Genomic DNA, 17,671 nt, shown 5'->3' with positions numbered 1-17,671 from the left:
TGAAGCCTATTAAGCAATGCAGTAAATGCAGAAATCCGGTTAAGTTTCTACTGCAATAAGGGGGAAGTAATGTCTAACTCACTGTTAACCAAGAACGCTTTAGCCCGGTCACTCAAAAAACTCATGCTCGCAAGGCCGCTGAACAAGATTACGATCCAGCAGCTTACAGCGGATTGCGGCGTAACCCGGCATACATTTTATAATCATTTTCAGGATATTTACGAGCTGCTCGGCTGGGTCTACAGGTCAGAAGTGATTGAAGATCTGGAGCCCTACCGCTGCTGCGCCGGCTGGAAGCAGGGATTCTTAAGTGTCCTGCGGTACACCGTGAGCAACAAAACCATCTGTCTGAACACCTTTCATTCGCTTGGACGCGAGCATCTGGAACAGTTTCTGTACGGAGTTATTTATGGTGTCATGATCAGGGTGGTGGAAGAACTGGATGGGCAGGAGCGGGCCCGTGAAGGACAAGAGCAGATTCCGGAACAGGGGAGAAGCCAGGCCAGGGAGGACATTGCCGATTTCTACACATTGGCTATCCTGGAACAGGTAATCCATTGGCTCAAAGCAGGGGCAAATACCGACCCGGCCGAAATGGTGGAGAAGGTAGCCCGGATTATGGAAGGAAGCATCGCCCGGGGCCTGGAGCACTACCAGGCTGCCGCCGCCCATCCGGTCCAGTGAAATGACACAATCTCCGGCAGATGTGTAATCCCTGTACAGTTGCGCCAAGCTGTCCATAGAATTCATTGTTCACGGTGGGTATAGTGAAGGCTGTTAGCAGACACTTATCCCCTGATCATGGAAGGAAGAGGACATAATGGGTACATATCAAAGAATTCATCCGCTGGTACAGGAAGGCATCGCTTCACGTAAGGCATATCTAGTAGGAGGGGGGATCGGCTCGTTGTCGGCAGCCGCTTTCCTGATCCGTGACGGCCATATGCCGGGACGGAATATTCATATCCTTGAGCAATCAGCGGTCTATGGAGGCTCGATGGACGGGGCGGGGAATGCGAAGGACGGCTACAGCGCCCGCGGCGGACGCGAGATCGAAGAGCACTTTGAATGCTTCATGGAGCTGTTCGGCTTCATTCCCTCATTAACCAATCCGGACCGGACGGTGCTGGATGAATTCCGTGAGCTGAACCTGGCAGAACCGATCGAATCCCACTGCCGTCTGGTAGAAAAGGAAGGACAGCCCGCCGATTTCTCAACGCTGGGACTCTCCACTGCGCATGCGCTGCAATTGGGCAAGCTGACCCTCGCGACCGAAGAAAGACTCGGAGCGGTGACGATTGAGCAGTTTTTTGACCCGACCTTCCTGGAGACGAATTTCTGGTATTTCTGGCGCTCGATGTTCGCCTTCGAGAATTGGCATAGTGTAGTTGAAGTGAAGCGCTACATGGAGCGCTTTATGCACCTGATCTCCGGGATGAACCAGCTGAAGGGGATCCTGCATACCGAATATAACCAGTTCGATTCACTGATTCTTCCTCTGATGAAATGGCTGGAAAGCCAGGGGGTCAATTTCGACAAAGGCCATCAGGTAACGGATCTGGAGCTTGATTTCACCGGCGGGGAGAAAACCGTAACCGCTATTCAGTTGCTCGTGAACGGAGAGCCTAAGACCCTCTCAACAGCACGCGGAGATCTGGTTATGGTCACCAATGGCTCGATGACAGAGAATTCTACCTTGGGTGATCTGGACCATCCGGCGATCTTGAACCGCTCTGTTACGGAGCGCGGCTGCTGGAGCCTCTGGGAGAAGCTTGCCGCGAAATCTCCGGATTTCGGCCACCCGGAAGTGTTCTGCGGGGACATCGACAAGTCCAAGTGGCTGTCGTTTACGATGACCTTTACCGATGACGATATTGTATTCCCGTATCTGCTGGAGCTGACCGGGGATGACCCCGGTATGGGCGGCGTTGTGACCATCAAAGACTCCAGCTGGATGATGTCCTGGACCGCACCGAAGCAGCCGCATTTCATTAACCAGCCGGAGAATGTGAAGGTGCTCTGGGCCTACGGACTATTCCCGGATGCCGAAGGCGACTATATCAAGAAGAAAATGAGTGACTGCAGCGGACGCGAGCTTCTGGAGGAGCTGATGTACCATATCGGTCTGAAGAACCGCATTCCGGAGATTCTGGAGCATACGACCAATGTTATTCCTTGTATGATGCCTTATATTACTTCACAGTTCATGCCGCGTGTCGCAGGAGACCGCCCGCAGGTGGTTCCGCAGGGCAGCACCAATCTGGCCTTCCTTGGCCAGTTTGCCGAAGTTCCGGACGACTGTGTCTTTACCGTGGAATATTCGGTCCGCTCCGCGATGATGGCAGTGTACAATCTTTTGGCGCTGGAAAAAGAAGTGATTCCTGTCCATCCGAGTAAATATGATGTCCGGGTGCTGCTGACCGCACTCAGAACCTGCCTCGGCAACAAGCCGCTGCCGCTGGATAAGACGCTCGGACAGCTGCTGGCCGGAACGGTGATCTCCAAATTACTATAAAAGGTTAAGAAGTATAACATATATCAGGGGATGTTCCGGAGCCGAGAGCGGCTCCCAGGGACATTCCCTGTTTGTATAGCGCCAGCTTTCGACATATTCCTCCCGCAGAACATGGTACAGTAAGACTAAAATTTCTGCGGAGGAACCCCTATGAGAAAAATCTTAAGCCGTATAGGTCTCGGACTGCTGCTGCTGATTATTGCGGCAGTTGTGCTTTGCTTCTACTTCAATCAATTCACTTATGCCTACACACTGCTTGTAGTGCTGCTGTTCATATTTGGCGGGATGGGGCAGATGTATAAGCTGAAGAATGATGAGTACATGTATTCGAGGCATAACCAGAAAGATGAGTATGAGGAATACACAAGGTAAGAAGAATTACATAGCATAAGCAGATTGTGTTCCGGCCGCTCAAGGCATGCTCAAGCTCCGGCTGACATAGGATGGTATTAAGCAAGCGCTTTAACCATACAGTCACAGCAGGAGGGAAACCGAGTGAACGAGAGACTGGCAGCCTTAATTCTGCGGATTGACGCTATTGCCACGGATATCATTGTACCGCTGCGCCGCAAAATCATTAATGAAGCTGCCCTGCTTCAGCTATACGAGGCGCTGGATGAAACGTATCTGCTGATCGAGCATGAGAAGCAGATTGACCGGGAGCTCGCAGCTATTCTGTTTCTGATCTATTCACAGCTGGTCAGCCAGTCTAATTATGTGTATGACAAAAGCACCTTCGTCCCGCATATCGGCAAGCTGCAGGGATATATCCGCAGACTATTCGGCGGTACGCTTCAGAATGTATAGTGCGAAAGCCCCGGACATTTCCGCCTATTCAGCTGCAATGGAACAAGGCAACCTGACTCTTCAGATACATCCCATGCGGGATGTAATCGGGATACAGGTTGTCTTTTTTCATACCGGATATCCTGCGCGAAATGGATGATTAGAGACTTTCTATGTACAGGTTTATATTTGTCCATTGCCAAACAGTGACAAATTCATTTACAATATTACAATGATAATGAGAATCAATTTCATAGAAAACGGGTGACAGTCATGAATCAACAGGCAGTGTCCAGGAATGGGCTTGATCAGAGAGCAGAACCGCTCAAACTACGTTCGCGCCCTTGGGCGGCAACGCTGATCCTTATTGGCGGTTTGATTGCGCTGGCGCTGGGCATCGCTGTTTCAGTATCGTTTGGGGCAGCAGATATTAAGCTTTCTGTCGTGTGGACAGCAGTTTTTCACTTCAATCCGGATATTACAGAGCATCAGATTATCCGCGAGCTCAGGCTTCCGCGGGTTCTCGGCGGCGTGATGGTCGGAGCCAGCTTCGCAGTGGCGGGAGCGATCATGCAGGGAATGACCCGCAATCCGCTTGCGGATTCTGGACTAATGGGCATTAACTCGGGGGCGGGTTTTGCGCTGGCCATCTGCTTTGCTTTTTTTCCGAATTTATCGTTTATGTATCTTATTCTATATTCCTTCATCGGGGCCGGAGCCGGCGCCGGTATCGTCTATGGCATCGGTTCACTGGCCAAAGGCGGACTTACCCCGGCCCGGCTGGTACTGGCCGGAGCCGCCTTCAGTGCGTTGCTCTCGGCACTCAGTGAAGGCGTGGCGCTGTATTTCAAAATCGGACAAGACCTCGCCTTCTGGTATGCAGGCGGCTTGGCCGGAACGAAATGGTTTCAGCTTCAGGTAATGTCTCCCTGGGTGATTGCGGCACTCATCGGGGCGATTATCCTGTCCCGTTCCATTACGATGCTCAGTCTGGGGGAAGATATCGCCAGAGGACTGGGACAGCGGACCGGTCTGGTCAAATTGGCCGGGGCCTTAGTCGTCCTGGTTCTGGCTGGCGCTTCGGTGGCTGTAGTAGGAGCGGTAGGGTTTGTCGGGCTGATTATTCCCCATCTGACACGTTATCTTGTAGGTGTGGATTACAGATGGATTATTCCCTGCTCCGCCGTGCTGGGTGCATTGCTCGTGGTAGGGGCGGATCTCACTGCCCGGATGATCAACCCGCCGCATGAAACGCCAGTAGGAGCAATTATAGCGCTGATCGGGGTTCCATTCTTCCTGTACCTGGCCCGCAAAGAAAGAAGGGAGCTGTAAAGATGCAGAGAACCAGAGTGGTTTCCTTCGAAGAAACAAGGCGTAAGCATGGTCTGACTGTACTTAGTGTGCTGGCTGTACTGATTATTATCATGTTCATTATAAGTGTGAATACAGGATACATACGTTTAACTCCGCTTGAGCTGCTGAATACGCTGTTCGGCAAGGGGACGGACAAGCAGGAATTGATTCTGTTCCAATTCCGCTTGCCGCGTATTGTAATTTCCATCCTGATTGGAGCTGCACTGGCAGTTTCCGGAGCGGTGATGCAGGGGGTCTTCCGCAATGATCTGGCCGACCCGGGGATCCTCGGCATTAATGCCGGAGCCGGACTGATGGTCATGCTGATGGTGTCCTTCTATCCGACGACCTCTGCGGCACCTGTCTATCTGCTGCCGGTAGTTGCGTTTGTCGGGGCGGCATTCACTGCCGCACTGATCTACAGCCTGGCCTATAAGCGCCATCAGGGGATTGCGCCGATCCGTCTGCTGCTCACCGGTGTCGCAGTTGCGGCAGGGATGAGTGCAGCGATGATTGTGCTGACGCTTCGCCTCGATCCGGACAAATATCAATTCGTCGCCACGTGGCTTGCGGGCAGCATCTGGGGCACCAGCTGGAAATTTGTATTGTCCCTGCTTCCCTGGATTGTGATTCTCCTGCCCTACGTCATCTATAAGGCAAGGGTCATGAATGTGCTGAATCTGGGCGAGCAGACGGCTACCGGTCTGGGTGCCCATGTCACCAGGGAGCAGTTCCGCCTGTTGGCAGCGGCGGTCGGACTTGCCGCTTCAAGCGTAGCGGTAAGCGGCGGGATTGGCTTCGTCGGACTGGTCGGGCCGCATCTGGCCAGAAGGCTCGTGGGACCGAAGCATCAGCTGATGCTTCCCGCTTCAGCGCTGCTCGGCGCGCTGCTCGTCATCACTGCCGATACGATCGGCCGCCGGATTCTGCAGCCGTCTGAGATACCTACCGGTATCGTTGTTGCCGTTATCGGCGCTCCTTACTTTCTGTATTTGCTGGCCCGGACCAAATCTTAAATACACCTAGAAGCTGGAGGGAAACAAATGAACGAATCCATGGAATTATATGATGTAACGATAATTGGCGGTGGCCCCGCAGGTATGTATACGGCTTTTTATAGCGGGATGAGAGATTTGAAGACGAAGCTGATTGAAGCGAAGGAAGAGCTGGGCGGACGGATGCTGATCTATCCCGAGAAAATGATCTGGGATGTCGGAGGTGTTACACCGACCCTCTGCCGTAAGCTGATAGACCAGCTGGCAGAGCAGGCGCGGACCTTCGATCCGACCATTGTGTTCGGGCAGCAGATTGTGCATCAGGCGCGCCAGGAGGACGGGACTTATATCCTGACCTCGGCGACCGGTGAGCAGCACTGGACGCAGACCGTTATTCTCACCATCGGTTACGGTATTCTGCAGATGGCGAAGCTGGAGATTGAAGGCGCAGACCGCTATGAAGTGACGAACCTGCATTATACGGTGCAGGAGCTGGAGCCCTTCCGCGGCAAGCGGGTTCTGATCTCGGGCGGCGGCGACTCCGCCGTAGATTGGGCGAATGAACTGGAGGGGATTGCCGCCAGCGTGACCATCGTGCACCGCCGGGAGCGGTTCGGCGGCCATGAGAAGAATATCGTCCGCATGAAGGAATCCTCTGTGAATGTACGTGTACCCTATGCGGTTAACCAGCTGCACAGCAGCAATGGCGAGCAGATTGACCAGGTTACGATCAGCCATATCGAATCCGGTGAAAGTGAGCAGCTTGAAGTGGATGCCGTTATTGTCAACCACGGCCTCAAGAGTGATTTCGGTCCGTTGAAGGATTGGGGATTGGACATGGGGGAATGGTGGGCCAAGGTCAGCGGCAAGCTCGAAACGAATCTGCCGGGTATCTTTGCTGCGGGAGATTTCGTAGATTATGACAGTAAGGTAAGACTGATTGCCGGAACGTTCACGGATGCGGTGCTTGCCCTCAACAGCGCGAAGCTGTACATGGACCCTGAAGCGGATAAGGTGGCTTATGTCTCCTCGCATAACGACCGGTTTAAGGAGAAGAATAAGGCGCTTGGCGTAGTGGATGATCACTAGTCTAAACACATATAGGCTGTTCCTTACACGGGAGATTCCGTGTAAGGAACAGCCTTTTTTTGAGTAAGCTTAGCTCTGGCGTAGCTTAGCCCCGCGTTCCTCACACATTCCATAAGCTGCATAAAAAAAGGATAGCGGGCGAATAGTAAGTGCAGGAGGTGCTGATTATGGATAAGACAACCAAAGAATCCGGCCAAGCCGCACAAACAGTGGACAGCGCTGGCGGGAAACCCCACAATCCGCCTATCTCCCCTGATCTGGAAGAGAATATTACTCAAATCAAAGCCAGGCTGGGGAACAGCCCGGATCTTATCATACGTACTTATGAACTCATCAATCGGACGGCCCGGGTAGCTGCGGTATATATGATTGGCATTACGGACAGAGAAATGGTTGACCATTTCATTTCCCATGTGATGTCCTTCGAATCTTTGAATGACGATATACGGCTCGCAGCAACAACAGCTGAAGTGTATTCCTATATCAAAGACAATGCGCTAAGCATCGGCAAGGAGAAGCTGGTTCAAGATATCAACGGACTGCTGGAAGCGCTGCTGTCGGGGGACACGATTATTCTGGTTGACGGACTCGGTGAAGCGGTGAGCGGGAGCACCTGCGGCGGTGAGGTCAGACCGGTATCCGAGGCATCGACTCAAGTGGCGATCCGCGGCTCGAAGGAAAGCTTCACGGAGACTATCAGTACCAATATCGCCCTGGTCCGCAAAATCATCAAGAATCCCGATCTCTGGACCGAAACGATGAAGCTTGGCGATGTGACCCACACCGATATCACCATCATGTATATCCATGGAATTGCAGATGAAGAGACGATCAAGGTATTCAAAAAAAAGCTTCAGGAAATCAAGGTGGATTCAATTCTGGAATCAGGCTACATTGAGCAGATTATTGAAGATAACAAGTATTCTCCATTTCCGACACTCTATAATACGGAACGGCCGGATAGTGTGGCGGGAAACCTGCTGGACGGACGGATTGCTATCTTTGTGGACGGCACACCGTTTGTACTGATTGCCCCGACTACCTTCTTTATGTTCTTTCATACCGTGGAGGATTACTATCAGCGTTACGATATCTCAACACTGATCCGGCTGCTGCGGTTCCTGTGCCTGCTTATCTCTTTATATGGGCCTGCAATCTTCGTGGCGGCGCTTAACTTCCACCAGGAGATGATTCCGACACCATTGCTGATTAATCTGGCCTCGCAGCGGGAAGGGGTACCTTTCCCTGCTTTCGTGGAAGCCGTCATGATGGAGGTTACCTTTGAGATCATCCGCGAAGCAGGTGTACGTATGCCGTCTCCGATCGGTCAGACGGTTTCTATTATCGGAGGTCTGGTGTTAGGGACTGCAGCGGTTCAGGCGGGAATTGTTTCTCCGGCTATGGTTATTGTTGTATCGCTTACAGGTATCTCCAGCTTCGCCACTCCGGCATTCAATATGGCACTCTCTATCCGGATGCTGCGGTTTATTATTATGGTCATTGCCGCTTTTATGGGGCTGTACGGTATCGCCATCTTTACAATTATGCTGATTGCCCACATGTGCAGCCTGCGGTCTCTCGGAGTGCCGTATATGTCGCCTCTGGGTCCGTTTGTGCCGGAAAATCAGAAGGACACCTTTCTCCGCTCTCCTCTGACTTTTATGAAGATCCGCAAACGGCTGCTGAACAAGGGCAACAGCTCCACAGCCCCCGGCAAAAAAACTGCAAAGAGGAATTCCTATGAGCATTAAAGGCGTTATGCGCCTGGTTTCTGTGGGAGTCATTGTGCTGATGCTGAGCGGCTGCTGGAACAGCAGAGAATTGAATGATCTGGCTATCGTCAGCGGTATCGGTATTGATCTGGTACCGGAAACCAATGAATTCAAGGTGACATTTCAGCTGGTCAATCCATCCTCAACAGCTACAGGTTTTGGAGCCAGCGCGGGAGAGCCCTCCATTGTAATTGTTTCTGCTTCCGACCGTACAATTTTCGGTGCTTTGCGCCAGGCCTCCAAGCGGGCAACGCGCCAGCTTTTTTTTGCCCATACCCAGCTTGTTGTCCTGGGAGAGTCACTGGCCCGGAGCGGAATTAACGATGTATTTGACATCTTTGAGCGGTCGCATGAGCTCAGACTCAATTCGGCAGTACTTGTCGCCCGCAACAACGATGCAGCATCCGTCCTGAAGATATTAACTGCAATAGAAAGTCTGCCTTCTTTGGGACTGGTCAAAAAGACGCAGAATACCTCGAGAGTATGGGGAGAGAACCGGACGATCGACGTATTCGACATTATTAACGGCATAACGGGCGAAGGAGATCTGACGATTAATGGAGTGTCTATTCAAGGGAATGCATCTGAAGGCATGAAGAAATCCAATCTGGAACAAACCGTGTCACATGCTGGGACTGTTATGGATGGACTTGGTGCTTTTAGTGAGGGCAAACTGATCTACTGGATGAAGGATTCGGAAGCACGGGGTACGGAGTGGCTGCTCAACCGGATAGAAGAAACTATAATCAATATTGATTCTGTGGATAAGAAAGAGTCGATTGCCGTCAATATTGTGTATTCCAGAACGAAGGTGAAGATTGATATTCAGGACGGGCTGCCGGTCTTTCATGTAAGTATCAGTGAAGAAGGAATTGTGAATGAAACCGATGGGTTCGTGGACCTCAGCAAGAGGGAAGAAATTGTGAAGCTTGAACAGGAGCTGCAGGAGCAGACCGGTAAAGATGTGAGGCAGGCGTTGCAAATGGCACAGCAGATGGAGAGCGATATTTTTAACTTCGGCAATGAACTGAAACGCAGCGATCCGCAAGGCTGGGCTTCCCTAGATAAGAAATGGGGCCATATCTTCGCTCAAGGGAAGCTGGATCTCCATGTGGAAGCGTACATCCGCAGTACCGGAATGAGCCTGAAGCCGTATCACCCCGCGCCCGAATAATCAGCTTTTTATGCAGAAATAAGGTGAATAGGTTTATGAGAAAAGAAGCGATCGGCCCCAGTCAGCTTTTTGCGATGATTGTTCTGTTCGAGCTTGGAACAGCGCTGGTTGTACCGGTGGGCCTGGAGAGCGGGCATGCGGTCTGGCTCTCCATCCTGATGGCGCTCCCCGGGGGCATTCTGCTTTATCTGGTGTTTACACATCTGTACCTGCAGTTCCCGGATCTGATCATCAGCGGCTATGCGCGTAAGATTCTCGGTCCCTGGATAGGCTGGACCGTAGGCCTGCTGTTTCTTCCGGTGCTGCTCTATAACGGCTCCAGAAATCTGCGTGAAGCGGGAGATCTGTTAATTTCAGCTTCATACGACAAAACTCCGATTCTTATCATTGATTCCATTATGATTATTGCGGTGATGTATATCCTGAGCTTGGGGATCGAGGTATTCGCCAGAACGGCGGAGATTTTCTTCTGGATCATCATCGTAATGGGATTGATCTGTATTTTTATTGTCATTGCTGCCGGACTGGTGGAGCTTAAGAATTTGTTTCCGATTCATGGCAATGATCTCTGGGAGGCTCTGGGCTCTGCCTACCCTAACATTTGGATTTTTCCGTTCGGGGAGGTCGTGTGCTTCACGACTATACTTCCGCACTTCAGCAAATCAAGGAAGATTAAGAAAACCGGCATCGTGGCCATCACCTTAAGCGCTTGTCTGCTTAGCTTCACCCATGCCATTGAGATGGGAGTGCTCGGAGAGAACCTTTACAGCCGGACAACCTTTCCGATGTTTACCACCATCACACTCGTCAATGTAGCCAACTTTATCCAGCGTCTGGATGCACTGGTTATGCTTACACTCATTATCGGGGTGTTCTTCAAGATGACGGTTTATTGCTATGCTGCTGTGGCCATAACTGCAGATCTCTTCAAGGTCCGCGATTCCAAAAAACTGGTGATTCCGGCGGCGGTGGTCATGCTGTTCAGCTCTTTCGTCAGTGCGGAGAATTATCCGGTGCATATGAGTGAAGGCAAGGTTTTTCTGGAGAATATCCTGCCGATTTTCTGCGCGGTAATACCGGTTCTGCTGTTTCTTATTCACCGTGTCCGGAAGAAATTCGGCCTGTACCGTTAAGTTTCGCTGGAGATTAGCGGCTGCGTTTGAGGGCGCCGGCGGCAACCTGAATCAAAGGGAGTGCCAGGAAGATCACCACACATATCGCTTCCTGCAGTGTGGTTGTGGCAAAGATAACCGAAAGAGAATGCAACGATGCACTCGCGCTGATTCCTGATAAAACATCAACCAGTGTGAGCATTAGCAAGGTGAGGACGGCTAACAGGACATAAATAGCGAGAATTTTCATGGGCGATGCTCCTTAGGCTCCGCAAGCTGATTTGCCGGTTCCGGGCAGGCGGGCTACAGGTATTATCTCCATTTATGGGATCAGTAATCAACAAAAAAGCTGCCGGGAGCCCGTTAAGGCTGCCCAGACAGCTTCATGATCATTCATTTATTGCCCCGAAGTCAGCCAGTCCGCAAGCTCTTCTGTCTGTGCCAGAACGGCGATCGGATCATAATACCAGGAACGTTCTTCTTTCCATACATAGATATGTCCGTTCTTGACTGCAGGCAGGCTGCCCCAGATCGGATCTGCCTGGAAGTCTTCTACAGTCTGTGTATTATCGGTCACGACGAGATAGTCACCCGCATATTTGCCCAGTGTCTCGGCGGATAATTCTGCCCACTGCTTCTCCATAATTTCAGCAGCCACTTCGGTTGGCGGCTTCCGTCCCAGTGCCTGATAGACCGGCTGTCCGCCTCGTCCGAAGTTGTCCCCATATACCCATGTGGACTTGTCGGCATGCTCCAGGATGCTGAAGGTGGCATCAGCGGGAATTGCTGCATCCACACGGGCCTTGGCTGCGGCGATGCGCTTATCATAATCTGCCAGCCAGTCCGCAGCTTCCTGTTCTTTGCCCAGCAGCTTGCCGAAATAAGTCAGCTCCGCGTGGGCGTCCTTCAGATCACCGTACGGCACAATGACGGTAGGGGCAATCTTGCTCAGTGTCTCATAGCTGTCGGCATTGCCGGAGATGATGAGGTCCGGGTTCAGGGCGATAATATTCTCCGGTGACATCTTTCCGTAAGTACCGGTATCGGTGACTCCGGTAAGTGATTCTTTGAAATACATATTCTCCAGCGTCAGTCCGGGAGCACCCACGGGGATTGTATTCAGAGCAATCAGGCTGCCCAGATACTCTTCGGCAACAATCCGCTGCGGTGCTGTCGGCACTTCAATATCTCCATTTACAGTTGTTACTGTTTTGAAGGCGGGAGCTGCGGTTGCGGCCGGAGTCTCCGGCTGCGGGGACGAAGCAGGAGCTTCTGTAGCATTAGCAGCAGCAGAACCGGTGCTATTATTGGATGTGTTGTTTCCACAAGCTGAGGCAAGAAGCGTCAGTGCCAGCAGCAACGGGAAGATGATCCATTGTTTCCGGGAATTAGGGCTTGAATACGATTTTTTCAAGATGTATGCCTCCTTATGTAGAACGATTATCATTCTCAATAACACTTTACAGATTTTGTCCTGTTTACACTATGGCTGAATGTGATGTCCGGCTATGTAAATTTATGATGTCAGCGCCTGCAGGAGCACCCTGAGCTGGGCTTCGGAAGAGAGCGGATCAAATCCGTAGAACATGGCAGGCTGATTCAGGAAATAGATTCTGCTGCCGGAAGCGGACGCCTGATTCTGCTGTACTGCACGATGAAGAAAGGAACGGAGCGGCTCCCGCATCTCGGCCGTTCCGGCGCTGCAGGTAATGAATATATGATCCGCGGGGTAGCGGGCGACGTCACTGAAGGCAACCTCCAGATAACCTTGGCGGAGGAGTCCCTCGCTTACAAGGCTGCTTGGGGGCCGGAAGCCCAGATCATTATACAGAATCTGAGATCCGTGGCCATAGCTGCTGCTGAAGCAGTATGCAGCGTCTCTGCCAATCTCCCAGACGACTGCGGTTCCCCGGGGACCGATCCGGCGGTCGAGCTGTTGATTGGCCGCGTTGCATTGTTCGTCATAGACATTCAGCCAGGCATCCGCCTGTGGTCTGCGGCCGGTGACCTCCGCAATCAGCCGGAATTGTTCCCGCCAGTCCATTTGCATAAAGGGGATTTCAATAACCGGAGCTAACGACATCAGCTGCTTATTCTTGTCAGGCAGGGAGTAGCTGATAATCACATCCGGCCGGGCAGAAGACAAGCGTTCATATAGACCTGTGGAGCTGCTTCCTTCATTTAGCAGCTTATGCTTGGACGGAATAGGCTGCAGCCTCTCCATCCAAGCCGAATATACTCCAAGCCGGGGAACAACCTCAAGCGCCTGCAGACTGGCCGTGTGATTGAAGTTCAGCGATACCACAGATTTATTCTTGCGGTGATAGGCTGCAGGAGAAAGACCCACGACCTGTTTGAACTTGCGGCTTAAATAGGTGCCTTCACCATAACCGACTTCAAGCGCCAGCGTGCTCAGATTCGGGGCTCCTGTCAGAATGCGCTTCTGGGCTTTGCGGATGCGCAGCAGTGTTACATATTCATTAAAGGTCTGACCGGTGGATTTGCGGAAAGCGCGGGAGAAGTGCTCCGGGGTAACTCCGGCAAGCTCTGCCGCCTGCCCTCTCGTTAAATCCTCATTATAATGGGATTCTATATATTGCAATACACGGTCCAGCCAATGAAGCAGCGGCTCCGTGTTCTCAGCAGCGCTGTGATACAGCTCAGTGAGCAGTTCTGTGAACAGCTGCTGCACTGCAAAAGGCTGATGCTCTTCCGGCTGGCTCCAGCTGCCCAGCAGCCGCGACGCCATCGCGCAAACACGGGGCGCACAGCTGCGGAGCGGTACACCGTTGTTCAGCGGGCTGGAAGGATTGCTGGTTCCTGAGAGAGTGATATATTCGATCCACACCCCCTGCAGGTTATGGCTGTGCTGCAGGGTGAGGTGTGCAGAGCTGTCACAGCATAAGGTACTGCCGCTGGATACACGGGTAAGCGCACCGTCCCACTCCATCGTTCCGCTGCCTCCTGTAACTATAATCAGCAGGGAAGAGAAGGGCGGGCTGGAGATTTCCCGGTTAGAAACGGCCTTGTCCAGTGCAGCAATCCGCACCGGGACATGAAAACTATGAGGATAAGGCAATGAACTGCCGGTAGGTGGTTTATGCATGTTCAGAGTCACTCTTTTCTTGGGTGATAATCATTCTCAATACAGTATAACAGTCTTTCCCCCTATTGACGATCCTCTGATTGGTAAGTAGAGTTTAGGGAGACAGACAAACAGGGTATTGTTGTACTAGAGGGGGCGGGAATTCCATGACGACCTGGAATCTGCAAGGGACGGTCAGCCATCTGCTGATCTGTAACGGAAGCGACTGCAAGAAGCATAAGGGTGAAGAGGTCGCTGACGCGATAGAGGATGAAATCGGGAAGCAAGGGGCAGACAGCCTGATTCATACTACAGTAACCCGCTGTAACGGAAGATGTTCGGATGCGTGTGTAGTCATCTCATATCCGGAAGGCGTATGGTACAGGGATATCACCCCCAAATCAGCCAAAAGCCTGGTACGCAAGGTGCTGAAAGGTGAACGGCTGGAAGAGAATGTACTCTACACTTATGATGAAGGCCTGAAAGCCGCAATTGAAAAAGGGGCAAAGGGTAAAAAGAAGAAATAAAACATGAAAGAACAATGCAGTCCTCCACTGGAAAATTTTCGGTGGAGGATTGTTTATTTTTGTCAGACGGAGGATTATGATGGATAGAAAGATTGAGTAAGGGGGAAGCGGGATGTTTGTGGATTTCGAGCCGGATGACCGTGTGCTGGACAGCGAAGCGTTCTTGCAGGAAGAGGTGGAGTATAATCTCCTTCACCTTATCACCGGAAACCCGGAATCGCTCCGGATTAAGACAGCCGAAGATCATCTGATCTTTGCGCATACGGAGGGGTATAACCCCTGGTTATGGATTGCACCGGAGGTAGGTGCAGATCAGCGCAGAGCCCTGGTTCGCCAGCTTGTGGAGCGGCTGAAGGGCCGCGGATTGTCAGGGGTTAACGGGACTAAGGAGACAGGCAAGCTGTTTGCAGAGGCTTATTGTGAGAATACAGGCAAGCTGTATCATGTCCATATGATCATGGAAGCCTATCATTGCCCGCAGGTGAAGAAGCCCGCTAATGTCAGCGGTAAGCTGCTGCAGGCAGATGCTGGCTATATCCCGGTCATTGCAGACTATTTGGCCAGCTTTGTGAAGGATGCGTTCGGCACCGAGAATGCACCGGAGAATTTCCTCGGCTATGCCAGGGATATTACCGAATCCGGCAAGCTCCGCCTGTGGATGGTACAGGATAGGCCTGTGTCCATGGCGAATCTGGCCCATCTGTCCTCCAGGCATGCCCGGATTAATGAAGTGTTCACTCCGCAGGACTGCCGTAAGCAGGGCTATGCCAGTGCTGCTGTAGCAGAGCTGTGCGCTGAGCTGCTGGGCAAGGGCATCACGCCTATGCTCTATGCCGATGCCGCAAACCCGGATTCCAACAAAGTCTATCAGTCGATCGGTTTTGAGCGGACCGGCAGTATTGTTGATTTGCGGTTTCAGTAGGCGGATTCTGCCTTAGGCGAATATAGGATGAAGGAGTGTCAAGGGATGCTGCAGGGAATGAAAATAATTGTGACCGGGGCCGCTTCGGGAATCGGTAAAGCGATCGTCAAGCTTATTCTGCAGGAAGGGGCTGAAGTGATTGCCTGTGATCTGGATGGCCGGGGGCTTGAGGAACTGAAGGCCGATGCGGCTTCGGATAAACTCTTCTCCTTCCGGGTGAATGTGAGCAAATACAGCGAGGTGGAGCAATTCTTCGCATACATACAGCAAGAACATGCTGAGGTTAACGGTCTGGTCAATAATGCAGGCATATATCTGGGGCGCAGTCTGCTGGAGTATACCCCCGAAGATATAAGTAGGGTAATGGATATCAACATCAAGGGATATGTCTATTTCTCGCAGGGCTTCGGGCGCCTGCTGCTGAACCGGAAGCGTCAGGGGGCCATCGTGAACATGTCCTCCGTATCCGGTCAGGAAGGAAGCTCGGATGCCATCTATGGCTTGACCAAGGCAGCTATACTTGGTTTGACCAAAAGCTGCGCCATGAACTTTGCCCCTCATATCCGGGTGAATGCAGTTGCCCCGACGATGACTAGCACTCCGATGATGGATCATATTCCCGCCTGGAGACAGCAGGAATATCAGGAGCATCAGCTAATTCCGGAGCCGCTGCAGGCGGAGGATATTGCCGATACGGTGGTTTTCATGCTAAGCCGCAAAGCGAGAGCATACACGGGGGCGACTTTTGATATTAATAATGGCTGTTACTTGCGCTGAACCGCTGGCCTTCTTACCGGAGCTGCGGGAGGGCTGGATGACCACCTGAATTGCGGGGATATTATCTGTCGGCTCAGGTGGTGCATCACGACCTGCCTGCAGCGATCCTGACAGAGAGTGAACCGGATCCCTTTGTTGTAATCCGATCAATTTCAGACCATGCAGATGAGGATAGCGTAGAAGCTTTTGAGAGCAATGTTGAGACGGTTTCGCTGAACTCCCTGGCTTTGGTGGAATGTCTGCTGGTTGGCCTGCAGTCTTCACTGCCCTAGAGCTTTTTTGGCGGGGCAGAAAATTTGACTTGCAGCCTCCGTGTTGACTATGCTAATACAAAGTGCAATTAATCACACTTATATCGTAAGTGTTGCAGCAGGGGGGCGGCAGTATATGGATAGACGTCAGGTCTGGCCGGATAAATTCAAAAAGTTTTTTCTGAATAACAAGTTTGTGGTGGGGCTTTTAATTGCGTTGCTGATTGGTGTTACTGTGCTCGTATTCTCCAAGATTCCGTTTATATTCAAACCGTTGTCAGTGCTTCTGCATACAGTGGCAGCGCCGCTGCTTCTCTCGGGAGTTGCCTATTATCTGCTGAATCCGCTGGTTGACCGCCTGGAGCGGAGAAGCAAGGTGAAGCGCGCTTACGGAATTGTTACGATGTACCTCGTAATAGCCGGAATTATTACACTGATCCTGCTGATGGTTATTCCGATTATCCGTACCCAGCTGATGGGGCTGATCGACAATTTCCCGATATACAGCGCGCAGATTCAGGAGGAATTCCTACATCTGACAGGCAGTGAATTTTTCGGAAAGATTCAGGAAAGTGTGGGTACGGATCTCAGTGATATCACCGGCAAGGTGACTACCTGGGGCACCTCGTTCATCAATAATGCCGCCAGTGGCGTAGGCAGCTTTGTAGGCACTTTGACAGAGATTGTCCTGGCAGTGGTGACTACGCCGTTCATTCTGTTCTATCTGCTGCGCGATGGCAAAAGACTGCCCGACTACCTGATGCGGTTCATTCCTACTGCACTGCAGCCGCAGTCCCGGATGGTCATGCAGGAAATGAACAGTCAGGTGGCATCCTACATCCGCGGGCAGATTATTGTCAGCTGCTGTATCGGTGCATTGCTCTATATTGGTTATCTGATCATCGGGCTGGAGTATTCCCTGGTACTTGCTATTGTTGCCGCTTGTACTGCGGTAGTCCCTTATCTGGGACCGGCGATCGCAATTACGCCAGCACTGGTGGTAGCCATGGTAACCTCGCCGTTTATGCTGCTCAAGATGGTGATTGTCTGGACTGCGGTCCAGCTGATCGAAGGGAAGTTTATCTCTCCGCAGATCATGGGTAAAACGCTGAAGATTCATCCGATCACGATTATTTTTGTAATTATTTTTGCCGGCAAAATGTTCGGGGTACTGGGCATCATTCTCGCGGTACCGGGTTACGCCGTACTCAAAGTAGTGGTTACCCATATCTTTCAGTGGTTCCGTTTCCGCTCCGGACTCTATAAAGTGATTGAAGAAAAAGCTGAGGAATAAAGCGAAAAGGATGAGTGTA

Annotated in this window: 18 protein-coding genes; 15 read left to right on the top strand and 3 right to left on the bottom strand. The window is 51.8% G+C overall.

What is annotated here, in order from left to right; all coding sequences use genetic code 11:
* The first annotated feature begins 69 nt into the window (after positions 1-69).
* The 10 genes from GC101_RS07540 to GC101_RS07495 all read left to right on the top strand — a co-directional run bounded on the left by GC101_RS07540 (position 70) and on the right by GC101_RS07495 (position 10,817).
* Positions 70-684 (top strand): TetR/AcrR family transcriptional regulator C-terminal domain-containing protein, encoded by a 615-nt coding sequence (locus GC101_RS07540; RefSeq protein WP_042138676.1) that lies wholly within the window; start codon positions 70-72, stop codon positions 682-684.
* A gap of 136 nt (positions 685-820) precedes the next feature.
* Positions 821-2,515, top strand: a complete 1,695-nt coding sequence (locus GC101_RS07535; RefSeq protein ID WP_171716726.1) for an oleate hydratase — start codon at positions 821-823, stop codon at positions 2,513-2,515.
* A 150-nt stretch (positions 2,516-2,665) separates the two neighbouring features.
* Positions 2,666-2,887, top strand: a complete 222-nt coding sequence (locus GC101_RS07530; protein WP_039300264.1) for a hypothetical protein — start codon at positions 2,666-2,668, stop codon at positions 2,885-2,887.
* A gap of 123 nt (positions 2,888-3,010) precedes the next feature.
* A complete protein-coding gene (locus GC101_RS07525) occupies positions 3,011-3,322 on the top strand; it encodes a hypothetical protein (protein WP_039300260.1) in 312 nt (103 codons plus the stop codon).
* A 252-nt stretch (positions 3,323-3,574) separates the two neighbouring features.
* Positions 3,575-4,633: a FecCD family ABC transporter permease gene (locus GC101_RS07520; RefSeq protein ID WP_171716725.1), complete on the top strand. Its 1,059-nt coding sequence runs from the start codon at positions 3,575-3,577 to the stop codon at positions 4,631-4,633.
* A gap of 2 nt (positions 4,634-4,635) precedes the next feature.
* Complete coding sequence (locus tag GC101_RS07515; RefSeq protein WP_042138674.1) at positions 4,636-5,670, top strand: FecCD family ABC transporter permease; 1,035 nt, start codon at positions 4,636-4,638, stop codon at positions 5,668-5,670.
* Positions 5,671-5,697: 27 nt separating this feature from the next.
* Positions 5,698-6,738, top strand: a complete 1,041-nt coding sequence (locus GC101_RS07510; protein WP_171716724.1) for an NAD(P)/FAD-dependent oxidoreductase — start codon at positions 5,698-5,700, stop codon at positions 6,736-6,738.
* A gap of 167 nt (positions 6,739-6,905) precedes the next feature.
* The gene (locus GC101_RS07505) at positions 6,906-8,489 is read left to right on the top strand and encodes a spore germination protein (protein WP_171716723.1); all 1,584 of its coding nucleotides are present in this window, start codon (positions 6,906-6,908) and stop codon (positions 8,487-8,489) included.
* A complete protein-coding gene (locus GC101_RS07500; protein ID WP_171716722.1) occupies positions 8,479-9,684 on the top strand; it encodes a Ger(x)C family spore germination protein in 1,206 nt (401 codons plus the stop codon). The genes GC101_RS07505 and GC101_RS07500 overlap by 11 nt, the downstream gene beginning before the upstream one ends.
* A 35-nt stretch (positions 9,685-9,719) precedes the next feature.
* A complete protein-coding gene (locus GC101_RS07495) occupies positions 9,720-10,817 on the top strand; it encodes a GerAB/ArcD/ProY family transporter (RefSeq protein ID WP_171716721.1) in 1,098 nt (365 codons plus the stop codon).
* Between the two features lie 13 nt (positions 10,818-10,830).
* On the opposite strand, the gene GC101_RS07490 is transcribed toward GC101_RS07495, so the two are convergent.
* The 3 genes from GC101_RS07490 to GC101_RS07480 form a co-directional block, all read right to left on the bottom strand.
* Positions 10,831-11,046 carry a YczF family membrane protein gene (locus GC101_RS07490; RefSeq protein WP_171716720.1) on the bottom strand — a complete coding sequence of 72 codons (216 nt, stop codon included), beginning with the start codon at positions 11,044-11,046 and terminating at the stop codon, positions 10,831-10,833.
* Positions 11,047-11,193: 147 nt separating this feature from the next.
* Entirely contained in the window at positions 11,194-12,210 is a 1,017-nt protein-coding gene (locus GC101_RS07485; RefSeq protein WP_246354209.1) for an ABC transporter substrate-binding protein, read from the bottom strand.
* 102 nt (positions 12,211-12,312) lie between these two features.
* Positions 12,313-13,902: a helix-turn-helix domain-containing protein gene (locus GC101_RS07480; RefSeq protein ID WP_171716718.1), complete on the bottom strand. Its 1,590-nt coding sequence runs from the start codon at positions 13,900-13,902 to the stop codon at positions 12,313-12,315.
* Positions 13,903-14,048: 146 nt separating this feature from the next.
* Between GC101_RS07480 and GC101_RS07475 the strand changes: the two genes are divergently transcribed.
* The 5 genes from GC101_RS07475 to GC101_RS07455 all read left to right on the top strand — a co-directional run bounded on the left by GC101_RS07475 (position 14,049) and on the right by GC101_RS07455 (position 17,652).
* Positions 14,049-14,408, top strand: coding sequence for a (2Fe-2S) ferredoxin domain-containing protein (locus GC101_RS07475; RefSeq protein WP_039301636.1), 360 nt, complete (start codon positions 14,049-14,051; stop codon positions 14,406-14,408).
* Between the two features lie 112 nt (positions 14,409-14,520).
* The gene (locus tag GC101_RS07470; RefSeq protein WP_171716717.1) at positions 14,521-15,330 is read left to right on the top strand and encodes a GNAT family N-acetyltransferase; all 810 of its coding nucleotides are present in this window, start codon (positions 14,521-14,523) and stop codon (positions 15,328-15,330) included.
* A gap of 45 nt (positions 15,331-15,375) precedes the next feature.
* On the top strand, positions 15,376-16,107 hold the full coding sequence (locus tag GC101_RS07465; protein ID WP_171716837.1) for an SDR family NAD(P)-dependent oxidoreductase: 732 nt from the start codon (positions 15,376-15,378) through the stop codon (positions 16,105-16,107).
* Positions 16,108-16,157: 50 nt separating this feature from the next.
* Positions 16,158-16,379, top strand: coding sequence for a hypothetical protein (locus GC101_RS07460; protein ID WP_171716716.1), 222 nt, complete (start codon positions 16,158-16,160; stop codon positions 16,377-16,379).
* A gap of 115 nt (positions 16,380-16,494) precedes the next feature.
* Positions 16,495-17,652, top strand: a complete 1,158-nt coding sequence (locus GC101_RS07455; RefSeq protein WP_039301649.1) for an AI-2E family transporter — start codon at positions 16,495-16,497, stop codon at positions 17,650-17,652.
* The last annotated feature ends 19 nt before the right edge of the window (positions 17,653-17,671 follow it).

It is taken from the genome of Paenibacillus phytohabitans, assembly GCF_013141775.1.
In the GTDB taxonomy this organism is placed as follows: domain Bacteria; phylum Bacillota; class Bacilli; order Paenibacillales; family Paenibacillaceae; genus Paenibacillus_AQ; species Paenibacillus_AQ phytohabitans.
This window is presented reverse-complemented; position numbering and strand designations above follow the sequence as displayed.

Coding starts and splice junctions, on each gene's coding strand:
- GC101_RS07455 (WP_039301649.1), top strand. CDS start 16,495: ATGGATAGACGTCAGGTCTGGCCGGATAAATTCAAAAAGTTTTTTCTG.
- GC101_RS07530 (WP_039300264.1), top strand. CDS start 2,666: ATGAGAAAAATCTTAAGCCGTATAGGTCTCGGACTGCTGCTGCTGATT.
- GC101_RS07470 (WP_171716717.1), top strand. CDS start 14,521: ATGTTTGTGGATTTCGAGCCGGATGACCGTGTGCTGGACAGCGAAGCG.
- GC101_RS07510 (WP_171716724.1), top strand. CDS start 5,698: ATGAACGAATCCATGGAATTATATGATGTAACGATAATTGGCGGTGGC.
- GC101_RS07535 (WP_171716726.1), top strand. CDS start 821: ATGGGTACATATCAAAGAATTCATCCGCTGGTACAGGAAGGCATCGCT.
- GC101_RS07495 (WP_171716721.1), top strand. CDS start 9,720: ATGAGAAAAGAAGCGATCGGCCCCAGTCAGCTTTTTGCGATGATTGTT.
- GC101_RS07490 (WP_171716720.1), bottom strand. CDS start 11,046: ATGAAAATTCTCGCTATTTATGTCCTGTTAGCCGTCCTCACCTTGCTA.
- GC101_RS07540 (WP_042138676.1), top strand. CDS start 70: ATGTCTAACTCACTGTTAACCAAGAACGCTTTAGCCCGGTCACTCAAA.
- GC101_RS07500 (WP_171716722.1), top strand. CDS start 8,479: ATGAGCATTAAAGGCGTTATGCGCCTGGTTTCTGTGGGAGTCATTGTG.
- GC101_RS07475 (WP_039301636.1), top strand. CDS start 14,049: ATGACGACCTGGAATCTGCAAGGGACGGTCAGCCATCTGCTGATCTGT.
- GC101_RS07515 (WP_042138674.1), top strand. CDS start 4,636: ATGCAGAGAACCAGAGTGGTTTCCTTCGAAGAAACAAGGCGTAAGCAT.
- GC101_RS07520 (WP_171716725.1), top strand. CDS start 3,575: ATGAATCAACAGGCAGTGTCCAGGAATGGGCTTGATCAGAGAGCAGAA.
- GC101_RS07480 (WP_171716718.1), bottom strand. CDS start 13,902: ATGCATAAACCACCTACCGGCAGTTCATTGCCTTATCCTCATAGTTTT.
- GC101_RS07505 (WP_171716723.1), top strand. CDS start 6,906: ATGGATAAGACAACCAAAGAATCCGGCCAAGCCGCACAAACAGTGGAC.
- GC101_RS07465 (WP_171716837.1), top strand. CDS start 15,376: ATGCTGCAGGGAATGAAAATAATTGTGACCGGGGCCGCTTCGGGAATC.